18 protein-coding genes and 1 other RNA gene are annotated in these 20,610 nt (G+C 56.4%); 12 read left to right on the top strand and 7 right to left on the bottom strand.

What is annotated here, in order from left to right; genetic code table 11:
• Positions 1–8 precede the first annotated feature (8 nt).
• Both FFS28_RS14720 and FFS28_RS14715 read left to right on the top strand, forming a co-directional pair.
• Complete coding sequence (locus FFS28_RS14720; protein WP_137849911.1) at positions 9–1,478, top strand: aldehyde dehydrogenase; 1,470 nt, start codon at positions 9–11, stop codon at positions 1,476–1,478.
• Between the two features lie 13 nt (positions 1,479–1,491).
• A complete protein-coding gene (locus FFS28_RS14715; RefSeq protein WP_137849910.1) occupies positions 1,492–3,132 on the top strand; it encodes a thiamine pyrophosphate-binding protein in 1,641 nt (546 codons plus the stop codon).
• A 150-nt stretch (positions 3,133–3,282) separates the two neighbouring features.
• Here FFS28_RS14715 and FFS28_RS14710 read toward each other — a convergent pair whose 3' ends face one another.
• Together FFS28_RS14710 and loiP are read right to left on the bottom strand one after the other, a co-directional pair.
• Entirely contained in the window at positions 3,283–4,551 is a 1,269-nt protein-coding gene (locus FFS28_RS14710) for an OprD family outer membrane porin (protein ID WP_137849909.1), read from the bottom strand.
• Between the two features lie 210 nt (positions 4,552–4,761).
• Positions 4,762–5,520 carry a metalloprotease LoiP gene (gene loiP, locus FFS28_RS14705; RefSeq protein ID WP_006178411.1) on the bottom strand — a complete coding sequence of 253 codons (759 nt, stop codon included), beginning with the start codon at positions 5,518–5,520 and terminating at the stop codon, positions 4,762–4,764.
• Between the two features lie 272 nt (positions 5,521–5,792).
• On the opposite strand from loiP, the gene tkt reads away from it, so the two are divergent.
• The 5 genes from tkt to mscS all read left to right on the top strand — a co-directional run bounded on the left by tkt (position 5,793) and on the right by mscS (position 12,556).
• On the top strand, positions 5,793–7,784 hold the full coding sequence (gene tkt / locus FFS28_RS14695) for a transketolase (protein ID WP_006178410.1): 1,992 nt from the start codon (positions 5,793–5,795) through the stop codon (positions 7,782–7,784).
• A 326-nt stretch (positions 7,785–8,110) separates the two neighbouring features.
• Complete coding sequence (epd, locus tag FFS28_RS14690) at positions 8,111–9,130, top strand: erythrose-4-phosphate dehydrogenase (protein WP_006178403.1); 1,020 nt, start codon at positions 8,111–8,113, stop codon at positions 9,128–9,130.
• 49 nt (positions 9,131–9,179) lie between these two features.
• A complete protein-coding gene (pgk, locus tag FFS28_RS14685; RefSeq protein WP_137849908.1) occupies positions 9,180–10,343 on the top strand; it encodes a phosphoglycerate kinase in 1,164 nt (387 codons plus the stop codon).
• A 92-nt stretch (positions 10,344–10,435) separates the two neighbouring features.
• A complete protein-coding gene (gene fbaA / locus FFS28_RS14680) occupies positions 10,436–11,515 on the top strand; it encodes a class II fructose-bisphosphate aldolase (protein ID WP_137849907.1) in 1,080 nt (359 codons plus the stop codon).
• A 186-nt stretch (positions 11,516–11,701) separates the two neighbouring features.
• Entirely contained in the window at positions 11,702–12,556 is an 855-nt protein-coding gene (gene mscS / locus FFS28_RS14675) for a small-conductance mechanosensitive channel MscS (RefSeq protein ID WP_006178399.1), read from the top strand.
• Positions 12,557–12,603: 47 nt separating this feature from the next.
• Here mscS and dctP read toward each other — a convergent pair whose 3' ends face one another.
• Positions 12,604–13,662: a TRAP transporter substrate-binding protein DctP gene (dctP, locus tag FFS28_RS14670; protein ID WP_137849906.1), complete on the bottom strand. Its 1,059-nt coding sequence runs from the start codon at positions 13,660–13,662 to the stop codon at positions 12,604–12,606.
• A gap of 204 nt (positions 13,663–13,866) precedes the next feature.
• Here dctP and argO point away from each other — a divergent pair, with 204 nt between their 5' ends.
• Positions 13,867–14,502, top strand: coding sequence for an arginine exporter ArgO (gene argO, locus FFS28_RS14665; RefSeq protein WP_006178397.1), 636 nt, complete (start codon positions 13,867–13,869; stop codon positions 14,500–14,502).
• 92 nt (positions 14,503–14,594) lie between these two features.
• Positions 14,595–15,335 (top strand): oxidative stress defense protein, encoded by a 741-nt coding sequence (locus FFS28_RS14660; protein ID WP_006178396.1) that lies wholly within the window; start codon positions 14,595–14,597, stop codon positions 15,333–15,335.
• A 48-nt stretch (positions 15,336–15,383) separates the two neighbouring features.
• Here FFS28_RS14660 and argP read toward each other — a convergent pair whose 3' ends face one another.
• Complete coding sequence (gene argP / locus FFS28_RS14655) at positions 15,384–16,277, bottom strand: DNA-binding transcriptional regulator ArgP (RefSeq protein WP_006178395.1); 894 nt, start codon at positions 16,275–16,277, stop codon at positions 15,384–15,386.
• A gap of 127 nt (positions 16,278–16,404) precedes the next feature.
• Between argP and rpiA the strand changes: the two genes are divergently transcribed.
• Entirely contained in the window at positions 16,405–17,064 is a 660-nt protein-coding gene (rpiA, locus tag FFS28_RS14650) for a ribose-5-phosphate isomerase RpiA (RefSeq protein WP_101737021.1), read from the top strand.
• 266 nt (positions 17,065–17,330) lie between these two features.
• Positions 17,331–18,563 carry a phosphoglycerate dehydrogenase gene (serA, locus tag FFS28_RS14640; protein WP_006178392.1) on the top strand — a complete coding sequence of 411 codons (1,233 nt, stop codon included), beginning with the start codon at positions 17,331–17,333 and terminating at the stop codon, positions 18,561–18,563.
• Positions 18,564–18,664: 101 nt separating this feature from the next.
• Here the strand turns inward: serA and FFS28_RS14635 are convergent, their stop codons facing one another.
• From FFS28_RS14635 to zapA, 3 genes are all read right to left on the bottom strand, one after another.
• Entirely contained in the window at positions 18,665–19,261 is a 597-nt protein-coding gene (locus tag FFS28_RS14635) for a 5-formyltetrahydrofolate cyclo-ligase (RefSeq protein ID WP_137849905.1), read from the bottom strand.
• A gap of 23 nt (positions 19,262–19,284) precedes the next feature.
• Positions 19,285–19,468: non-coding RNA, 6S RNA (gene ssrS / locus FFS28_RS14630), on the bottom strand.
• A 41-nt stretch (positions 19,469–19,509) separates the two neighbouring features.
• On the bottom strand, positions 19,510–19,839 hold the full coding sequence (gene zapA, locus FFS28_RS14625; RefSeq protein WP_006178390.1) for a cell division protein ZapA: 330 nt from the start codon (positions 19,837–19,839) through the stop codon (positions 19,510–19,512).
• 167 nt (positions 19,840–20,006) lie between these two features.
• On the opposite strand from zapA, the gene FFS28_RS14620 reads away from it, so the two are divergent.
• A complete protein-coding gene (locus tag FFS28_RS14620; protein WP_072208719.1) occupies positions 20,007–20,585 on the top strand; it encodes a YecA/YgfB family protein in 579 nt (192 codons plus the stop codon).
• The last annotated feature ends 25 nt before the right edge of the window (positions 20,586–20,610 follow it).

The raw sequence follows: 20,610 nt of genomic DNA, 5'->3' as shown, positions 1-20,610 counted from the left end.
GAGTCACGATGGACGATCTGAAGATTTTTATCGGTGGCCACTGGCGACACGGCGGCGGCAACCTGATGCAGAGCCAGTTCCCGGCGGACGGCTCAATCAACGCGACGCTTAACGCCGCAAGCCTGGACGATCTGGAGGACGCCATCGACGCAGGCGAACGTGCGTGGCGCGATCCGGACTGGCGCAACCGCCTGCCGCACGTGCGGGCGAAGATCCTGCACAAGGTGGCCGATCTGATTGAATCCCGCATCGATGAACTGGCGCAGATGCAGAGCCGCGATAACGGCAAGCCGCTGGCGGAAGCGCGTGGCCTGGTGATGAGTGCGGCGGGCACGGCGCGCTATTTCGCCGCCGCCTGCGAGCTGCTGGAAGGCGAACTGCCCACGCCGCGCCAGCCCGATCTCCTGACGCTGAGCCGCTACGAGCCGCTCGGCGTGGTGGCGGCCATCACGCCGTGGAATTCGCCGATTGCCAGCGAAATGCAGAAGGTTGCTCCGGCCATTGCCGCCGGAAATGCGGTGATCCTCAAACCTGCCGAGGCCACGCCGCTGATGGCACTGGAGCTGGCGCGTATTTTTGAACAGGCCGGGCTGCCCGCCGGGCTGCTGAGCGTGCTGCCGGGCAAAGGCTCGGTGATTGGCGACGCGCTGGCGCGCCACCCTCGCGTGCGGAAAATTTCCTTTACCGGCGGTACGACCACGGGGCGGCATCTGGCGCACGTGGCGGCGGAAAAGCTGATCCCGGCGTCGCTGGAGCTGGGCGGGAAATCCCCGACCATCGTGCTGGAAGATGCGGACGTCGAGCAGGCCGCGCGCGGGATCTGCTACGGCATTTTCAGCTCGGCGGGGCAGGCGTGCATTGCCGGTTCACGACTGTTTATGCACGAGAGCATTTACGCTCCGCTGATGGCGCGGCTGCTGGAGCTCACGCGCGGCCTGCGCGTCGGGCATCCGTTTGCCGACGGTACGCATATCGGGCCGCTGATTAACGACAGGCATCGCCAGAGCGTGCAGGCGTACGTAGAGCTGGCGCAACGCGAAGGAGGCCGCGTGCTGTGCGGCGGGGAGATCCCGGCCGATCCGGCGCTTGCCAGCGGAAGCTTCTTCCAGCCAACAATCATCGAGGGTCTGACCAACGCCGCCCGCGCCTGTCAGGAGGAGATCTTCGGCCCGGTGCTGGTGGCGATGCCGTTCAGTGACGAGGCGGCGCTGATCCGCGAGGCCAATGACTCGGTGTACGGCCTGGCGGCGGGCATCTGGACGCGTGATACCGGACGCGCCCTGCGCCTGAGCGAGCAACTGGAAGCGGGCACCGTGTGGATCAACACCTACAAAGTGTTTGCGATTTCGACCCCGTTTGGGGGCTTTAAAGAGAGCGGTCTGGGCCGCGAAAAGGGCATTCAGGGGCTGAAAGCCTGGATGCAGCAAAAGAGCATTTATCTGGCGACGGGTAATAGCGTCAACCACTGGTGCGACTGAGAAAGGGTGAGCAATGAGCGAAATGATAACCGTCGGCGACGCCATCGCCAGAACGCTGGAGCAGTATCAGGTTGAGGCCATCTACGGCGTCATCTCTATCCACAACCTGCCCATCGCGGATGCGGTGGGGCAGCGGGGCAACATCCGCTTTGTGCCCGCGCGCGGCGAAGCGGGTTCAGTCACCATGGCCGACGCCCACGGACGTTTTTCCGGCCTTGGCGTGGCGCTGACCAGCACCGGCGCAGGGGCGGGCAACGCGGTAGGGGCGCTGGTGGAAGCCATGAACGCCTGTACGCCGCTGCTGCACCTGACCGGCCAGGTTGAAAAAGCCTGGCTGGATGCCGACACCGGGTTTATCCACGAAACCCGCGATCAGCTGACCTTCCTCAAGGCCAGCTCGAAACGGGCCTGGCGCATCAGCAATGCTCACCAGGCGGTCGCTATTCTCCATAAGGCCATTCAGGAGGCGCAGACGCCGCCGTGCGGGCCGGTTTCGGTGGAAATTCCGATTGATATTCAGGGGGCGAAGATCCCGGCCTCGCTGGTGACGGCACCGGTGAAATCCTCCGCGCCGGACACCGTTGATAACGCTGTGGTCGAGGCGCTCTGGGCGCAGCTTAAGCAGGCGAAACAGCCTCTGCTGTGGCTGGGCGGCGGGGCTCTGGGAAGCGCTGATGCCGTGCAAAAGCTGGCGGATGCGGGCGTCACGGTGATCTCCAGCACCCACGCGCGCGGCGTGCTGCCGGACAGCCATCGCGCCAGCCTGCGGGCGTTCCATAATTCACCGTCGGTCGAGGCGCTGATCGCCCGGTGCGACTTTACGCTGGTGGCAGGCTCGCGCCTGCGCAGTAACGAAACCCGCTCATGGACGCTCGAGCTGCCGCATCCCCGCGTGCAGATTGATATCGATCCGGCGGCGGCGAGCCGTAACTATCTGATGGATAACACCCTGGTCGCCGACTGTTCTGTGCTGCTGGCGGCGCTGGCGAACAAAGCGCAGGGGCGCGAATGGGGCAATGCCCAGTGGGATGGGCAGGTTCAGCAGGCGGTGGCAACAGCAGAGCAGGGGCTGCGTGAGCAGTGCGGGGCGTATGCGAAGCTCAACGATGCGATTGAAAAGGCGCTGCCGAACGACGGCCTGCTGGTGCGGGATATCACCGTTTCCGGCAGCCTGTGGGGCAGCCGTTTGTTCCGCGCTAACGGCCCGCTGATGAACATTCACTCTCTGGCGGGGGCGATTGGTATGGGGCTGCCGATGGCGATCGGCACCGCGATTGCCAACCCGCAGCGCAAGGTGGTGGGGCTGGTGGGCGACGGCGGCCTGAGCCTTAACCTGGGCGAGTTGGCAACGCTTGCCCAGGAGAAAGCGAACGTGACGCTGCTGATCATGAACGACGGCGGCTACGGCGTAATGCGCGGCATCCAGGATAAGTATTTCGGTGGTCGTCAATATTACAACGAACTGCACACGCCGGACTTTACCCTGCTGGCGCAGGCGATTGGCCTGCAGGCTTGGAGCGTGGAGCGGGCCGAGGATTTTGACGCGGTGATGACGGAGGCGCTGTCAATGCCGGGGCCATCGGTGGTGGAGGTGCGGATGGGGCAGATTGGCGCGCTGAAGTTTGCCGGGCCGCCGCAGAAGTCGCTGTATTGATATGGTGGATATCGCCCGGTGGCGCTGCGCTTACCGGGCCTACGTTTGTTGAGGTGCGGACTGTTTTCCCTCACCCCGGCCCTCTCCCAAAGGGAGAGGGTGATCGCGTTCCCTCTCCCTTTGGGAGAGGGTTAGGGTGAGGGGACAAACTCAGAACACCTTAAACGGATATTCCACATACGCGCGGATCTCATCCCCGCCGACGTTATAGTCGCTGGCGTTGCTGGAGACGCGCAGCACGGAGTAGCGCAGCTTCAGCGTCAGGTCTTTTGCCGGGCCGTCCTGCACCTGATACTGGACCTGGTTAAACCACTCGTGCTCTTTACCATTGCTGGTTTCAGACGTTTTGATGTTATCGCCGCGCACGTAGGCCGTGGTCCAGCTCAGGCCCGGCAGGCCGAGCCCGGCGAAGTCCAGGCCGTAAGACGCCTGCCATGAGCGTTCATCTTCCCCGTTAAAGTCAGACCAGTAGGAGTTCGCCAGCCAGATGGTGTTACCGCCGTCACCCACGCCGCCGCGATCGCGATAGCCACCGTAGTTATAGCCGGTGCTGCCGCTGCTCTGCTGATACGCCACCTTAAAGGTATGAACGTCCCAAATGTAGCTCGCCGCCAGGCTCCAGATGGTATTACTGCGCCCGGTGTCGAGGCTGTCTGCGTAGCGTTGATCCAGACGCGAGTTATAGCCGTTAAAGTCCAGAATCAACTGCTGCCCGGTGCTGAACGGCTGGTTGAAGTTTATGCCCAGATACTGTTTATTCATCACCTCTTCGTTGTGAGAGGCGTACAGCGCGCCGCTGAACTGGTCGTTGAACTGGTAGCTTGCGCCGCCGAAGGTCAGGCTTTTCAGGCCGCTGTCGTGGCGGTCATCGCTTTTACGCTGCTGGTCAGTGAAGTAGCCAGCGTTTACGTCCAGGCCGTCGATCTCTTTCGAGGTCAACATCGTGCCGGTGTAGCTTTCAAACAGCAGACGCGAGCTGTCGGCGGTGACAATCGGCAGCGCCGGGCGCTGGTTGCCGTAGCTCAGCACGGTATTTGAAAAACGCATTTTTGCCGTGGCGCCAAATTTTGCCAGGTCGGATTTTGCCCGGCCATCGTCTTCCTGTCTGAAGAAGTCGATACCGCCCGCGCCGCTCTTGCCGCGCCCGCCGTCGAGACGCACGCCGTACTGGGCGATACCGTCGATGCCAAATCCTACCCGCCCTTGGGTATAACCGGATTCAAAGGTCGCGATGAGCCCCTGACCCCATTCAGCTTTGTCCTGCTGGCCCTGATGGTAGTCCCGGCTGATGTACGCGTTACGGAAAAACAGGTCCAGATGGCTGTCATCAATAAAACCCTGGCTGTCAGACTGCTGGCTTGCTACGGCGGGAAGGGCCGAAAATAAACTTAATGCGATTAACGATAATTCTTTTTTCACGGAGGGAACGTCTCTGTCTGGATATATTAATTTGTATTGCTGCACATTGGATAATTACCGGAAAGGTTAATGATTGCAATCAATAAGTGACCAGGCGTTTCAGTGGGCGAGGGCAGGCGTGGCGCGGTGTTGAGGGGCGTTACCGATACGTGCGGTTATATTAGCAATTCATGCGAAATAAAAAGGAGGCCATTACGCCTCCTTTCAGGATTATTTAATTCCGTCTGCCGCCATGCGGTCGCGAATATGCTGCGCACGTTCAACGGAGGCCGGGTGATCGTCAAACATTGAGCTTTGACGACCCTCTTCCAGCTTCGCCAGTTTTTCAAAACTGGTGGCCAGGCCTGATGGATTAATTCCGCGTTTGCGCAACAGATCGTAGGAGTAGTCGTCGGCCTCAGACTCCTGACGCTGGGAGAACTGGGAATTCACCAGTTTTTCACCCATATCGCCAATCTGCGACTGGGAGAGGCTGCCGACGATCCCGCCCGCAGAGGCTGCCGCCGCGCGAACCGCGTTGGTTCCGAGCGCGACCTGCATCCCTTTCTTGACGTGACCAAGCGCAACGTGGCCCATTTCGTGGCCGATAACCGCTTCCACTTCGTTGTCGGTCATGATGTCCATCAGTCCGCTGTAGACGCGGATGCAGCCGTTCGCCATTGCGAAGGCGTTCACGTCTTTTGCCACGTAAACCTTGTAGTTCACCGGCTGGCCGTTGATGTTGTCACCAAGCGCAGAAGCAATCTTGTTCAGACGCTGCGTGTAGGTGCTGTTAGCCGGGGCGATAGTGGCTTTTGCATCCATATCTTTACAGGCCTCGTCGCTCAGCGCTTTCACCTGCGCGTCGCTCAGGGAGTATGCCTGGAAGGCCTCTGCGCCTGAGCTCATCAGGCCGTTAGAGTCCATATTCTGACAGCCGCTTAGCAGGAGCGTTGTTCCCAGGGCCAGCACTATTGCACGCATTTTCATGATGTTGCTTCCGTACTCGTTAACATGAATTAAATCCGAAAAATGCACCGTCAGCGAAGCCGGTGTCGCGCTAAGTATAAGGAATATCTGCAGGGGCGGGCGAGAAGATTGCGCAACTTGCGAGCATGTTCCAGAGATTTCTTAAGCGGCAAAAGAATGGTCCATGTACATGCCCTACGGCTTGGGTTACATTGTTGGCACTTTTTTCCGGCGTAGCCCAAAACGCGCTGTCGTCAAGGGCATGGCCTTTAACAGTCCGATCTGGAGTTAAAATGTCCTCACGTAAAGAGCTTGCTAATGCTATTCGTGCGCTGAGCATGGACGCAGTACAGAAAGCCAAATCCGGCCACCCGGGTGCCCCTATGGGCATGGCAGACATCGCCGAAGTCCTGTGGCGTGATTTCCTTAACCACAATCCGCAGAACCCAGCATGGGCTGACCGTGACCGTTTCGTGCTGTCCAACGGCCACGGCTCTATGCTGATCTATAGCCTGCTGCACCTCACCGGCTACGATCTGCCTATTGAAGAGCTGAAAAACTTCCGTCAGCTGCACTCTAAAACTCCAGGTCACCCGGAAGTGGGTTACACCGCAGGCGTTGAAACCACCACCGGCCCGCTGGGTCAGGGTATTGCCAACGCTGTGGGTATGGCGATTGCTGAGAAGACGCTGGCAGCGCAGTTCAACCGTCCTGGTCACGACATCGTTGACCACTTCACCTACGCCTTCATGGGCGACGGCTGCATGATGGAAGGCATTTCTCACGAAGTGTGCTCCCTGGCCGGTACCCTGAAGCTGGGCAAACTGGTTGCGTTCTATGACGACAACGGTATCTCCATCGACGGTCACGTTGAAGGCTGGTTCACCGATGACACCGCTGCACGTTTCGAAGCTTACGGCTGGCACGTGGTGCGTGGCGTTGATGGTCACGATGCTGACTCGATTAAACGTGCAGTAGAAGAAGCACGCGCAGTAACGGACAAACCGTCCCTGCTGATGTGCAAAACCATCATCGGCTTCGGCTCTCCGAACAAAGCGGGCACCCACGATTCCCACGGTGCGCCACTGGGCGACGCGGAAATTGCACTGACCCGTGAGCAACTTGGCTGGAACTACCCAGCATTCGAAATCCCGTCTGAAATCTATGCGCAGTGGGATGCGAAAGAAATGGGTCAGGCGAAAGAGTCTGCGTGGAACGAGAAATTCGCTGCCTATGCGAAAGCCTTCCCTCAGGAAGCGGCTGAGTTTACCCGTCGTATGAAAGGCGATATGCCGTCTGACTTCGATGCGAAAGCCAACGAGTTTATCGCTAAGCTGCAGGCGAACCCGTCCAAAATCGCGAGCCGTAAAGCGTCCCAGAATGCGATCGAAGCGTTCGGTCCATTGCTGCCTGAATTCCTCGGCGGCTCCGCTGACCTGGCACCATCTAACCTGACTCTGTGGTCTGGTTCTAAGCCAATCAACGAAGACACTGCCGGTAACTACATCCATTACGGTGTACGTGAATTCGGTATGACCGCGATTGCCAACGGTATCTCCCTGCACGGCGGTTTCCTGCCATACACCTCAACCTTCCTGATGTTCGTTGAGTACGCGCGTAACGCCGTGCGTATGGCTGCGCTGATGAAACAGCGTCAGGTGATGGTCTACACCCACGACTCTATCGGTCTGGGCGAAGATGGCCCAACTCACCAGCCGGTTGAGCAGGTAGCGTCCCTGCGCGTGACCCCGAACATGTCTACATGGCGTCCATGTGACCAGGTTGAATCCGCGGTAGCGTGGAAATACGGTGTTGAGCGTCAGGACGGCCCGACCGCGCTGATCCTCTCCCGTCAGAACCTGGCACAGCAGGAGCGTACGCCTGAGCAGCTGGCGAACATCGCGCGCGGTGGTTACGTGCTGAAAGACTGCGCAGGCCAGCCTGAGCTAATCTTCATTGCTACCGGCTCTGAAGTTGAACTGGCCGTCGCGGCATGGGAAAAACTGACTGCCGAAGGCGTGAAGGCGCGCGTGGTATCCATGCCGTCTACCGATGCGTTCGACAAGCAGGATGCGGCATACCGTGAATCCGTACTGCCTAAAGCGGTTTCCGCTCGCGTGGCGGTGGAAGCCGGTATCGCGGACTACTGGTTCAAATACGTGGGCCTGAACGGCGCTATCGTCGGTATGACCACCTTCGGTGAATCTGCTCCGGCAGAGCTGCTGTTCGAAGAGTTCGGCTTCACCGTTGAGAACGTTGTCGCTAAGGCGAAAGAACTGCTGTAACGGCTATTTTGCCCGGTGGCGCTATGCTAACCGGGCGTACAAATGGCACTAAAGTAGGCCGGGTAAGCGCTAGCGCGCCACCCGGCTTTTTTTCAGGCATTATTCCATCAGAAATGTGACCCAAGTCATATAGCTCGCTTATTCCGCTGGGCAAAAGTTCCTTTTATTCCCCGTTTCGCTTATTCTTGCTGAAGCGTTTCAGTCGATTAAATGTTCGACAAATGACCAATCAATCGCAGTTTGTGACAGGCAAGGATTCCCCTCAGAACGTAGCTGGATTACTCTTTCAGCCACCTCAAACCCAGGGATAGCTTTGCAGGAGATCTATGACCGTACGCGTAGCGATTAATGGCTTCGGTCGCATCGGACGTAACGTGGTTCGTGCTTTATATGAATCCGGGCGTCGTGCGGAAATCACCGTGGTGGCAATCAATGAACTGGCGGATGCTGCGGGCATGGCGCATTTATTGAAATACGACACCAGCCATGGGCGCTTTGCCTGGGACGTTCGCCAGGAGAGGGAGCAGCTGTTTGTCGGCGACGATGTCATTCGCGTGCTGCACGAGCCTGCTCTTGAGTCGCTACCCTGGCGCGAGTTGGGAGTGGACGTCGTGCTGGACTGTACCGGCGTGTACGGCAACCGTGAGCACGGTGAAGCACATCTGAACGCCGGTGCGAAAAAGGTGCTGTTTTCCCATCCCGGCAGTCACGACCTCGATGCCACTGTCGTTTTCGGCGTCAACCAGCATGAGCTGCAGGCCGAACACCGCATTGTCTCCAACGCCTCCTGTACCACCAACTGCATTATTCCGGTCATTAAACTGTTAGACGATGCGTATGGCATTGAGTCCGGTACCGTGACCACGATCCACTCCGCTATGCACGATCAGCAGGTTATCGACGCGTATCACCCGGATTTGCGGCGCACCCGTGCGGCGAGCCAGTCCATCATTCCGGTTGATACCAAACTGGCGGCCGGGATCACCCGAATTTTCCCGCAGTTTAACGACCGTTTTGAAGCGATTGCCGTGCGTGTTCCCACCATTAACGTGACCGCAATCGACCTCAGCGTGACGGTGAAAAAACCGGTAAAAGCCTGTGAAGTCAACCTGTTGCTGCAAAAAGCGGCACAGGGTTCATTTCATGGTATAGTTGACTATACGGAATTACCGTTGGTCTCAGTAGATTTTAACCATGACCCGCACAGTGCCATTGTTGATGGCACACAAACGCGAGTCAGTGGTGCACACCTTATCAAGACGCTGGTCTGGTGTGACAACGAATGGGGCTTTGCTAACCGGATGCTCGACACCACGTTAGCAATGGCCGCGAAAGGTTTCAGGTAGAGCGCACGTTGCGCTTGCAAAACTTTAAGAATCAACGAGAGGATTCACCATGTCTGTAATTAAGATGACCGATCTGGATCTGGCAGGTAAACGCGTTTTCATCCGTGCCGATCTGAACGTACCGGTTAAAGATGGCAAAGTGACCAGCGATGCGCGTATCCGTGCTTCTCTGCCAACCATCGAACTGGCACTGAAACAAGGTGCAAAAGTGATGGTCACCTCCCACCTGGGTCGTCCAACTGAAGGCGAGTACAACGAAGAGTTCTCCCTGCTGCCAGTTGTTAATTACCTCAAAGACAAACTGTCCAGCCCGGTTCGCCTGGTAAAAGATTACCTGGACGGCGTTGAAGTTGCTGCCGGTGAACTGGTTGTTCTGGAAAACGTTCGCTTCAACAAAGGCGAGAAGAAAGACGACGAAACCCTGTCTAAGAAATACGCTGCTCTGTGCGACGTATTCGTGATGGATGCATTCGGTACGGCGCACCGCGCTCAGGCTTCTACCCACGGTATCGGTAAATTCGCAGACGTAGCTTGTGCAGGTCCACTGCTGGCTGACGAACTGGAAGCGCTGGGTAAAGCACTGAAAGAGCCAGCACGTCCGATGGTGGCTATCGTCGGTGGTTCTAAAGTCTCCACCAAACTGACCGTTCTGGATTCTCTGTCCAAAATCGCTGACCAGCTGATCGTCGGTGGCGGTATCGCCAACACCTTCGTAGCGGCTCAGGGTCACAACGTGGGTAAATCCCTGTACGAAGCAGACCTGGTTGACGAAGCGAAACGCCTGCTGACTACCTGTGATATCCCGGTTCCAACTGATGTTCGCGTGGCCACCGAGTTCTCCGAAACCGCAACCGCGACCCTGAAATCTGTCAACGACATCAAAGATGAAGAGCAGATTCTGGACCTGGGCGACGTTTCTGCACAGAAACTGGCTGAAATCCTGAAAAACGCAAAAACCATCCTGTGGAACGGCCCAGTTGGCGTGTTCGAATTCCCGAACTTCCGTAAAGGGACTGAAATCGTTGCTAATGCTATCGCAGACAGCGAAGCGTTCTCTATCGCAGGCGGTGGTGACACCCTGGCAGCAATCGACCTGTTCGGTATCGCTGACAAAATTTCCTACATCTCCACTGGTGGCGGCGCATTCCTCGAATTCGTGGAAGGCAAAGTTCTGCCAGCAGTAGCAATGCTCGAAGAGCGCGCTAAGCAGTAAGCCATTCAAGGGCAGGGAAACCTGCCCAATTTTCAGCGCGCTTTTAAGAGCACGCACCTTTTCTAACGGCCGAAGATACAGGACTAAGCAACATGTCTAAAATTTTTGATTTCGTAAAACCTGGCGTTATCACTGGTGATGACGTACAGAAAGTGTTCCAGGTAGCTAAAGAAAACAACTTTGCTCTGCCAGCAGTTAACTGCGTCGGTACCGACTCTATCAACGCCGTACTGGAAACCGCTGCTAAAGTAAAAGCACCGGTTATCGTTCAGTTCTCTAACGGTGGTGCTGCGTTCATCGCAGGTAAAGGCGTGAAAACTGACGTTCCTCAGGGCGCTGCAATCCTGGGTGCTATCTCTGGCGCACATCACGTACACCAGATGGCTGAGCACTACGGTGTTCCAGTTATCCTGCACACTGACCACTGCGCGAAGAAACTGCTGCCGTGGATCGACGGTCTGCTGGACGCGGGTGAAAAACACTTCGCAGCGACCGGTAAGCCACTGTTCTCTTCTCACATGATCGACCTGTCTGAAGAGTCACTGCACGAAAACATCGAAATCTGCTCTAAATACCTGGCGCGCATGTCCAAAATGGATATGACCCTGGAAATCGAACTGGGTTGCACCGGTGGCGAAGAAGACGGCGTGGACAACAGCCACATGGACGCTTCTGCCCTGTACACCCAGCCAGAAGACGTTGATTACGCGTACACCGAGCTGAGCAAAATCAGCCCACGCTTCACCATTGCAGCGTCCTTCGGTAACGTACACGGCGTTTACAAACCAGGTAACGTGGTTCTGACGCCAACTATCCTGCGTGATTCTCAGGAATACGTGTCCAAGAAACACAACCTGCCGCACAACAGCCTGAACTTCGTCTTCCACGGCGGTTCCGGTTCTTCTGCTCAGGAAATCAAAGACTCCGTCAGCTACGGCGTAGTGAAAATGAACATCGATACCGATACCCAGTGGGCAACATGGGACGGTATCCTGGGCTACTACAAAGCTAACGAAGCTTACCTGCAGGGCCAACTGGGCAACCCGAAAGGCGAAGACCAGCCGAACAAGAAATACTACGATCCACGCGTATGGCTGCGTGCTGCACAGACTTCAATGATTACGCGTCTGGAGCAGGCATTCAAAGAACTGAACGCGGTTGACGTTCTGTAATTTGAGCTGCTGAAAGCGTTATAAGGCCCGCAATCGCGGGCCTTTTTTTATGGTTTTTCAATATCCTGCAATACCTGTTTTTGTGATCTGCTTGGCAATACGCATACTTTTTGTTTACCCTTTACTGACCTGCCTGTCTCGCTATGGGATGGTTTTTGTTGTTTATAAGAGCATAAGGAAAGATAAATGGAAGATCTCGGTGTTGTAGATAGCATCAATAACGCTGGCTCCTGGCTGGTGCGTAATCAGGCGCTGCTCATTAGCTACGCCGTGAATATTGCGGCGGCAATTGCCATTATTGTCGTGGGGATGATTGTTGCCCGTACCGTTTCCCGGGCCATCAATCGCGTCATGCTCACTCGCCACATTGACGCCACGGTTGCTGATTTCCTGTCAGCGCTGGTGCGCTATGGCATTATCGCGTTTACCCTCATTGCGGCATTAGGCCGGGTTGGCGTTCAGACCGCCTCCGTTATTGCCGTGCTGGGTGCCGCCGGTCTGGCCGTTGGTCTGGCGCTTCAGGGCTCGCTCGCTAACCTGGCGGCTGGCGTTCTGCTGGTCACCTTCCGTCCGTTCCGCGCGGGTGAATATGTCGATCTGGGCGGCACGGCGGGCACTGTGCTGAACGTGCAGATTTTCTCCACCACGCTGCGTTCGGCGGACGGTAAAATCGTTATTGTGCCGAACAAGAAAGTCATCGACGGGAACATCACCAACTTCTCCCGTGAGCCGGTTCGCCGCAATGAACTGGTGATTGGCGTGGGTTACGATTCCGATACCGAGCTGGTTAAAAAGCTCATCACCGATATTATCGAGTCTGACGAACGTATCCTGAAAGATCGCGAAATGACCGTACGCCTGAACGAGCTGGGCGCATCGTCAATTAACTTCGTGGTGCGTATCTGGAGCAAGAGCAGCGATCTGCAGAACGTTTACTGGGACGTGCTTGAGCGCATCAAACGTGATTTTGACGCCAACGGCATCAGCTTCCCGTATCCGCAGATGGACGTGAACTTCAAACGCGTAAAAGAAGCCGAATAACGCGTGTCGATTCAGTCAACGCCCGCCGGAAAAGCGGGCGTTGTGCTTTATGGCTGTTTGCGCGCGCTTTCCTCCAGAAGCTGGCTTACCTCGCGCATCAATGTGCCCGCGTCCGCATTACCTTTTCTTTCCTGCTGAATCACCCACTCACGTTGTACTGCTTGATACTGAGTCACTCTCTGCCATTTCTCCAGCTCGCCACGGCTAAGAAGATGAAACTGAGCGCCTTCCTTTTCCAGCATAGCGGTCAGAGATGCCAGCCCCTTGTCCAGGGTCGCGCCGAGCTGTTTCTCTGTGATGTTAGCCGCGCGATAAATAGCCTCTCGATCCTGCCCGGACATGGCGTTCCAGGTGTCTTTATTCATCACCAGAAGATAGACATGTCCAAGCCAGAGCGCTGGGGAAGAGTAGATATAAGGTGCCTCGCGCTGAGCATGAATGTCATACCCGCTGTCGAGGTTGACCATCAGCCCGTTCAACTGTCCGGCGCGCAACGCGTCGGTAATGTTGTCGTTCCAGGGCATTGCCATGGTGGTTGCGCCAGCGTTGCGTAAAAATGACTGATGCCAGAAGCTGGCGGTTCGCCACGTTGTTCCCTCTAACTGACTTAACTTCACACCTGGCTGACGCGTAAAAAAACCTACCGGATAACCCAGGAAGAACTGCAAATTTACCAGGTTATTTTGCTCCAGTTCCTGGGCAAACTGTGGATGTTGCCCGAAGACGCGATGAAAGAACGTCACCTGTGCATCACCGTTATCTGGCCCCAGAGGGAAGCTTTTAAATATCTGATGCAGCGGAAGTTGTTCAGCCGTATATTCGGGCACGACAATGCCGATGTCAGCTTCTTTACCTTGACTCAGCGTCCTTAGCGCATTGTAGCTACTTGATATTTCCCCGTTCCAGTGGGCATCAATTTTCAGGCGCCCTTGCGACTCTTTTTCGATCTCACGAAAGAAAACCTGTTTGATAAATTGAGTGCGCATATTGCCGTACGGTTCGTGGTCAGTGTACCGCAGGATCTTTTCCGCGCTCGCGGTGGCCGGAAAGGCAGATAACAGCGCGAATGTGGCATAGACGAACGCTGCAAGGCCTTGATGCTTCATAGTTTTCCAGGAGAAGTTTAGTGAGTCAGGGAGCGCATAAGGATACGCCGGTTAATGGAGCAGGGGACTTGATAAAATCTGAATATTGCACCCTGCACAGGGTTTTATTAATTGTTCTAATTAATCATTAAAATTATCAATTTTCTCTAATGTCTCGCTCGCAGTATAGTTTGCATATAGAGAAAACCTGATGAGAGTTATGCTATGTTATCTTATTATTTTCAAGGGCTTGCGCTAGGCGCAGCAATGATCCTTCCTCTCGGCCCGCAAAATGCGTTTGTCATGAACCAGGGCATTCGCCGCCAGTATCATCTGATGATTGCCCTGCTGTGTGCGGTGAGCGACCTGCTGCTGATCTGCGCCGGCATTTTTGGCGGCAGCGCACTGCTGATGCAGTCGCCATGGCTGCTGGCGCTGGTAACCTGGGGCGGCGTTGCATTCCTGCTCTGGTATGGGTTTGGGGCGCTGAAAACGGCGATGAGCAGCAACCTGGAACTCGCCAGCGCCGAGGTGATGAAGCAGGGGCGCTGGAAAATTATTGCCACCATGCTGGCCGTAACGTGGCTGAACCCCCATGTTTACCTCGATACCTTCGTGGTGCTGGGTAGCCTTGGCGGACAGCTCGACGTGGAGCCTAAGCGCTGGTTTGCGCTGGGAACCGTGAGCGCGTCATTCCTGTGGTTCTTTGGCCTCGCCATTCTGGCTGCGTGGCTGGCACCGAGGCTGCGTACGGCAAAAGCCCAGCGCATCATTAATACGCTGGTCGGGCTGGTGATGTGGTTTATCGCGTTCCAGCTGGCGAAAGAGGGCGTTCACCATGTTCAGGCATTGTTCAACTAAGCGTTGTCTTATGGACATCTGAATAAGACCCGCTAAGCTTGCTGGCATGAGCCCTGTTGTTAGGGCACTCTTCGCAACATGGAGGAATAACAGTGAAGTTTAACGTGATAGCCCTGGCGGCGTTAGTGAGTTTAGGTGCGGTTTCGGCGCAGGCGAATGAACTGCCTGCGGGTCCGCACATCGTCACGTCAGGCACCGCAAGCGTGGATGCGGTACCGGATGTTGCAACCCTGGCGATTGAAGTGAACGTCGCGGCAAAAGATGCCGCGTCCGCGAAGAAGCAGGCGGACGATCGCGTTGCGCAATATCTCTCCTTCCTGGAGCAGAACGGTGTGGCGAAAAAAGATATCAACTCCGCGAACCTGCGCACCCAGCCGGATTATGACTACCAGAACGGTAAAAGCATTCTGAAAGGCTACCGCGCCGTGCGTACGGTGGAAGTCACCCTGCGCCAGCTGGATAAGCTGAACTCGCTGCTGGACGGCGCGCTGAAAGCGGGGCTGAACGAAATCCGTTCCGTCTCTCTGGGCGTTGCGCAACCGGAAAAATACAAAGACGAAGCGCGTAAAGCCGCTATTGATGACGCCATTCACCAGGCGCAGCAGCTGGCGTCCGGCTTCAAAGGCAAACTCGGCCCGGTGTATAGCGTGCGCTACCACGTCTCTAACTACCAGCCAAGCCCGATGGTGCGTATGATGAAGGCCGATGCCGCACCGGTATCCGCGCAGGAAACGTACGAACAGCCGACGATCCAGTTCGACGATCAGGTTGATGTGGTGTTCCAGCTGGAGCCAACGCAGACTCAGCAAACTGAGGCGGCTAAGGCGCAGTAATTTGCCCTCACCCTAACCCTCTCCCACAGGGAGAGGGAATTCAAGCGATTAATCCTGTCTCAACACCTTGTGACCAAATGCCAGCAGCGCGTCGGTGACGTTGCGCATCATGCGGCTTTCCGGTGCAAAACGGTGCCAGTAGAGCATCCGGCGCTGATACAGCCCCGGCGTTAAATCAATCAGCTCACCGCTTTTCAACTCTCTCTCAATCTGCAAATGCGGGATCATGCAGCAGGTGGTTCCCTGACGCGCAAGCTGCACAAAGGCCTCCGACGAGTTCACGATGTGGCACGGCACGCTGCCCGGCGGCAGGTCGAAGTTTTGCTGCAGGAAGGCCTGATGCATATCGTCGAGATGGTCGAACGCCACGGCGGGCGCTTTCAGCAGCGCGGCGCGCGTTACGCCGTTCGGGAAGTAGCGTTCGGCAAAGGCTTTTGAGCCTACAAACAGGTAGTCCAGCGCACCCAGCTGATCGACCAGACAACTTGGCAGCGCCTGAGGCTGAATACTGACCGCGCCGACCACTTCACCGCGACGCAAACGCTCCTGGGTGCGGGTTTCATCTTCTACCTGCAAGTTGAGCCGGATAGGGGAGTCGGCCAGCACCGGCGCAAGGGCAGGCAGCAGCCAGGTTGCCAGGCTGTCGGCGTTCACCGCCAGCGACAGCAGCAGCGGCGTGGAACCGGTCTGTTCATCACCCAGCCATTCATCTTCCAGCAGCTCAACCTGGCGCAGCAGGGCGAGCAGCTTTTGGCCCTGCTCGGTCGGGCGTGGCGGCACGGTACGCACCAGCAGGGGTTGTCCGAACATGTTTTCAAGCTGTTTGATACGCTGTGACACGGCGGATTGGGTGATGCACAGCTTCTGCGCCGCGCGTTCAAAACCACGTTCGCGAATGACGGCATCAAGGGCCTGTAATGTTCTGTAATCCGGACGTTTCATTGCGGGTCAATACTCCTGAATTTTACTTATTCTGCACTATGACACAATTTTCCCCTCGTGACAGACGAAATCCATTCCGCGTGTTCTATAATGCGGCCTGAGTTTTCACACCACAGGCAAAACGATCATGACGCAGGATGAACTGAAAAAAGCAGTAGGATGGGCCGCTCTCCAGTACGTACAGCCAGGTACCATTGTGGGTGTTGGTACAGGGTCAACGGCGGCACACTTTATCGATGCCCTGGGCACGATGAAAGGGCAGATCGAGGGCGCGGTATCAAGCTCCGATGCTTCCACGGAAAAGCTGAAAAGCCTTGGTATTACCGTTTTTGATTTGAACGAAGTGGACCGTCTCGGCATCTACGTTGACGGCGCGGATGAAATCAACGGCCATATGCAGATGATCAAAGGCGGCGGCGCGGCGCTGACGCGTGAAAAGATCATTGCCTCCGTTGCGGACAAATTTATCTGCATTGCCGATGCGTCCAAGCAGGTCGATATTCTGGGTAATTTCCCGCTGCCGGTCGAAGTGATCCCGATGGCGCGCAGCGCAGTGGCGCGCGAGCTGGTGAAGCTGGGGGGGCGTCCGGAATATCGTCAGGGCGTGGTGACGGATAATGGCAACGTGATCCTCGACGTGCACGGCCTGGAGATCCTCGATGCGGTGGCGCTGGAAAACGCCATCAACGGCATTCCCGGCGTGGTGACGGTAGGGCTGTTCGCCAACCGTGGCGCGGATGTGGCGCTGATCGGAACCGCTGACGGCGTGAAAACCATCGTAAAATGATCTGACGGGGGGAGCCTTCCCCCCACTAAAAAAATTTTGAACCGCTAAATTCGGTGACTTGTGTCACGTTTTTACGCCTGTTTTGCCGATCCTGCCGCTTTCGCAATCTTCCTTAGCATTTTCCTCTGCCATTTTGCCCTGTATGACTTTTCTTCAGAGTGCCGACGCAAACGTTCATATTGCTGCAATAGTTTTTTTTGATATGTTGGCTGGAGCGGATGCATATCCAGCACAACATCAGTTCAGACAAAAACAGGGTCGGGTAAATGGCAAAGGTATCACTGGAGAAAGACAAGATTAAATTCCTGCTGGTCGAGGGCGTGCATCAGAAAGCCATCGATAGTCTTCGTGCGGCAGGCTACACCAATATCGAATTTCACAAAGGGGCGCTCGACACCGACGAGCTGAAAGCGTCCATCCGTGATGCCCATTTCATCGGTCTGCGATCCCGTACCCACCTGACTGAAGACGTTATTGCTGCGGCGGAGAAGCTGGTGGCTATCGGCTGTTTCTGCATCGGTACCAACCAGGTGGATTTAAACGCGGCCGCCAGACGCGGTATTCCGGTCTTTAACGCCCCGTTCTCCAACACCCGTTCCGTGGCGGAACTGGTCATTGGTGAACTGCTGCTGTTGCTGCGCGGTATCCCTGAAGCGAACGCTAAAGCGCACCGTGGCGTGTGGAACAAACTGGCGTCCGGCTCATTCGAAGCGCGTGGCAAGAAGCTCGGGATCATCGGCTACGGTCATATCGGCACGCAGCTGGGGATCCTGGCTGAGTCGCTGGGGATGCACGTCTTCTTCTATGATATCGAAAGCAAGCTGCCGCTCGGCAATGCTACTCAGGTACAACATCTGTCCGATCTGCTGAACATGAGCGACGTGGTGAGCCTGCATGTGCCGGAAAATGCGTCAACCAAAAACATGATGGGGGCGGAAGAGCTGGCGCTGATGAAGCCGGGCTCCCTGCTGATCAACGCCGCGCGCGGCACCGTAGTGGATATTCCGGCGCTGGCAGATGCCCTGAAGCGTAAACACCTGGCGGGCGCTGCCATCGACGTTTTCCCGACCGAGCCTGCGACCAACAGCGATCCGTTCACCTCTCCGCTGTGCGAATTCGACAACGTGATCCTGACGCCGCATATCGGCGGGTCAACCCAGGAAGCGCAGGAGAATATCGGTCTGGAAGTGGCGGGCAAGCTGAGCAAATACTCTGACAACGGTTCGACGCTTTCCGCCGTGAACTTCCCGGAAGTGTCTCTACCGCTGCACGGTGGCCGCCGTCTGCTGCACATCCATGAAAACCGTCCGGGCGTGCTGACTGCCATCAACCAGATCTTCGCCGAGCAGGGCGTGAACATTGCCGCACAGTATCTGCAAACTAACTCGCAGATGGGTTATGTGGTTATTGATATTGAAGCGGATGAAGATGTCGCTGAGAAAGCACTGCAGAGCATGAAGGCGATTCCGGGGACGATCCGCGCGCGTCTGCTGTACTGATAGTGCGGGCTGTGGTGTCGGGTGGCGCTTACGCTTACCCGACCTGGAAGGTCCGGGGAGTTATGTAGGCCGGGTAAGCGTGAGCGCCACCCGGCTTTATTCTACCAGGTCCAGGTTTTGCCGGGCGTCACCACCGCAGGCAACGGGATATCCCATTTCTCTACCGGCAAGGCCTCTACAGCCTGACAATCGTGCGCATACCCTACCGGCTGAAAGCCATGCTGCTGCCAGTTTTGCAGCGTTCTGTCATAAAATCCCCCGCCCATACCCAGGCGCTGACCCTGCTCATCAAACGCCACCAGCGGCGTGATCAGCACGTCCAGACCTGCCAGCGGCAGCACATCGCGGACGTCGAGTTTGGGTTCGGTAATTTTCAGACGATTCACCACCAGTTCGCTGCGCGGATGGTAGTGCAAAAACAGCAGGTTGCCCTTGCTGAGCGGGTGTAGCACAGGCAGGTACACCTTCTTTCCGGCGCGCCAGAGCTGGTCGATAAGCGGTTGGGTATCCAGTTCACCATCAAAAGAGAGAAACAGCGCGACCGTACGCGCCATCACAACAGGAGGATACGCCATCATACGCGCGGCGGCCTGCTGGGCAAAAAGCGCTTGCTGTTCGGGGGTTAACGCACGACGACGTTGACGGATAAGCTGACGAATAGCCTGGCGAGACGCGGGTACTTCAGGGAATTGTGTCATGGTAGTCGGTAGAGAAGAGAGAGGGAATCTCCGAGATGCCGCCGCAGGCTGTAACCCTTGAACCCTTGGTTCAAGGTGAATGTGTCGTCATAGTTTTAAGGCTTCTCGGACGAACCGAGCATGCTCACCAACCATGGAGCGCCACATTCTTGTGGTATGAAATATCGGCTCAGGGGACTGGCCCGCTTGCGAACATCTCAGAGAAATTTTGTCTTCACAGTTACTCTACCATAGTCAACTGAGAAGTGTTATTCAAACTTTGGTCCCGGTCTTTCGGGATTGCGACCCTGATCAAGCAACGCCTGTTCAATGGTCTGCTGGAGCATTTTAATGCGCTGCTCCATGCTTGCCGCGTAGTCGCGGGTCTTCGTTTTTTCCTGAGTCAGTTCATAGCTGATGTTCAACGCGGCGATGAAGACCAGCTGCTCAGTATTTGTGACTCTAGTGCGTTCTTTGAGATCTTGCAACCGCTGATTCAAATCGTCCGCAGCCTGATTCAGGGCATCCCTTTGTTCAGGTGGACAATTCACTCGCAGTGAACGGCCAAAAATCTGGAGATCGACGGGTTGTGCAGACATGCCACCTTCCTGCTGATTGACTGCGCTGCCTTCGCTTACTGCCCCGGGGGCTGCGAAGGGGCGACACTATAGCTACCCTGATGTGAAGATACAAGCCCTTTTCTGGTATCACCAGGGTCCAAAGTGGTAGCATATCATGAATATCCTCCCTTTGATGACGAATGCGTATGTCTATACAGAACGAAATGCCTGGTTACAAGGATTTAAACCAGTTACTGAACCAGCAGGGAGTCGGTTTAACCCCTGCCGAAATGCACGGTCTGATCAGTGGCATACTGTGCGGCGGAAACAGCGACAGCTCATGGCAGCCGCTGATCCACGACCTGACGAACGAAGGGCTGGCCTTTGGTCATGAGCTGGCGGAAGCGCTGCGTAAAATGCACGCGGCAACCAGCGATTCACTGGAAGACGATGGCTTCCTTTTTCAGCTTTATCTGCCTGAAGGCGACGATGTCAGCGTGTTCGATCGCGCCGATGCGCTCGCGGGCTGGGTCAACCACTATCTGTTGGGGCTGGGCGTCACCCAACCTAAACTGGATAAAGTGACCGGCGAAGCGGGTGAGGCCATCGACGATCTGCGTAATATCGCGCAGCTGGGCTACGAAGAAGACGAAGATCAGGAAGAGCTGGAGATGTCCCTCGAAGAGATCATTGAATACGTTCGCGTAGCGTCACTGCTGTGCCACGACAACTTCACGCGCTCGCAGCCCACCGCGCCGGAAGTGCGCAAGCCAACCTTACATTAAGAAAAACAACGCACAGGAGGGTGTC

Source organism: Enterobacter sp. 2VL, assembly GCF_005503595.1.
In the GTDB taxonomy this organism is placed as follows: Bacteria; Pseudomonadota; Gammaproteobacteria; order Enterobacterales; family Enterobacteriaceae; genus Enterobacter; species Enterobacter cancerogenus.
Note: the sequence above shows the minus strand (reverse complement) of the source record. Positions and strands in the feature narration are given on the sequence as shown.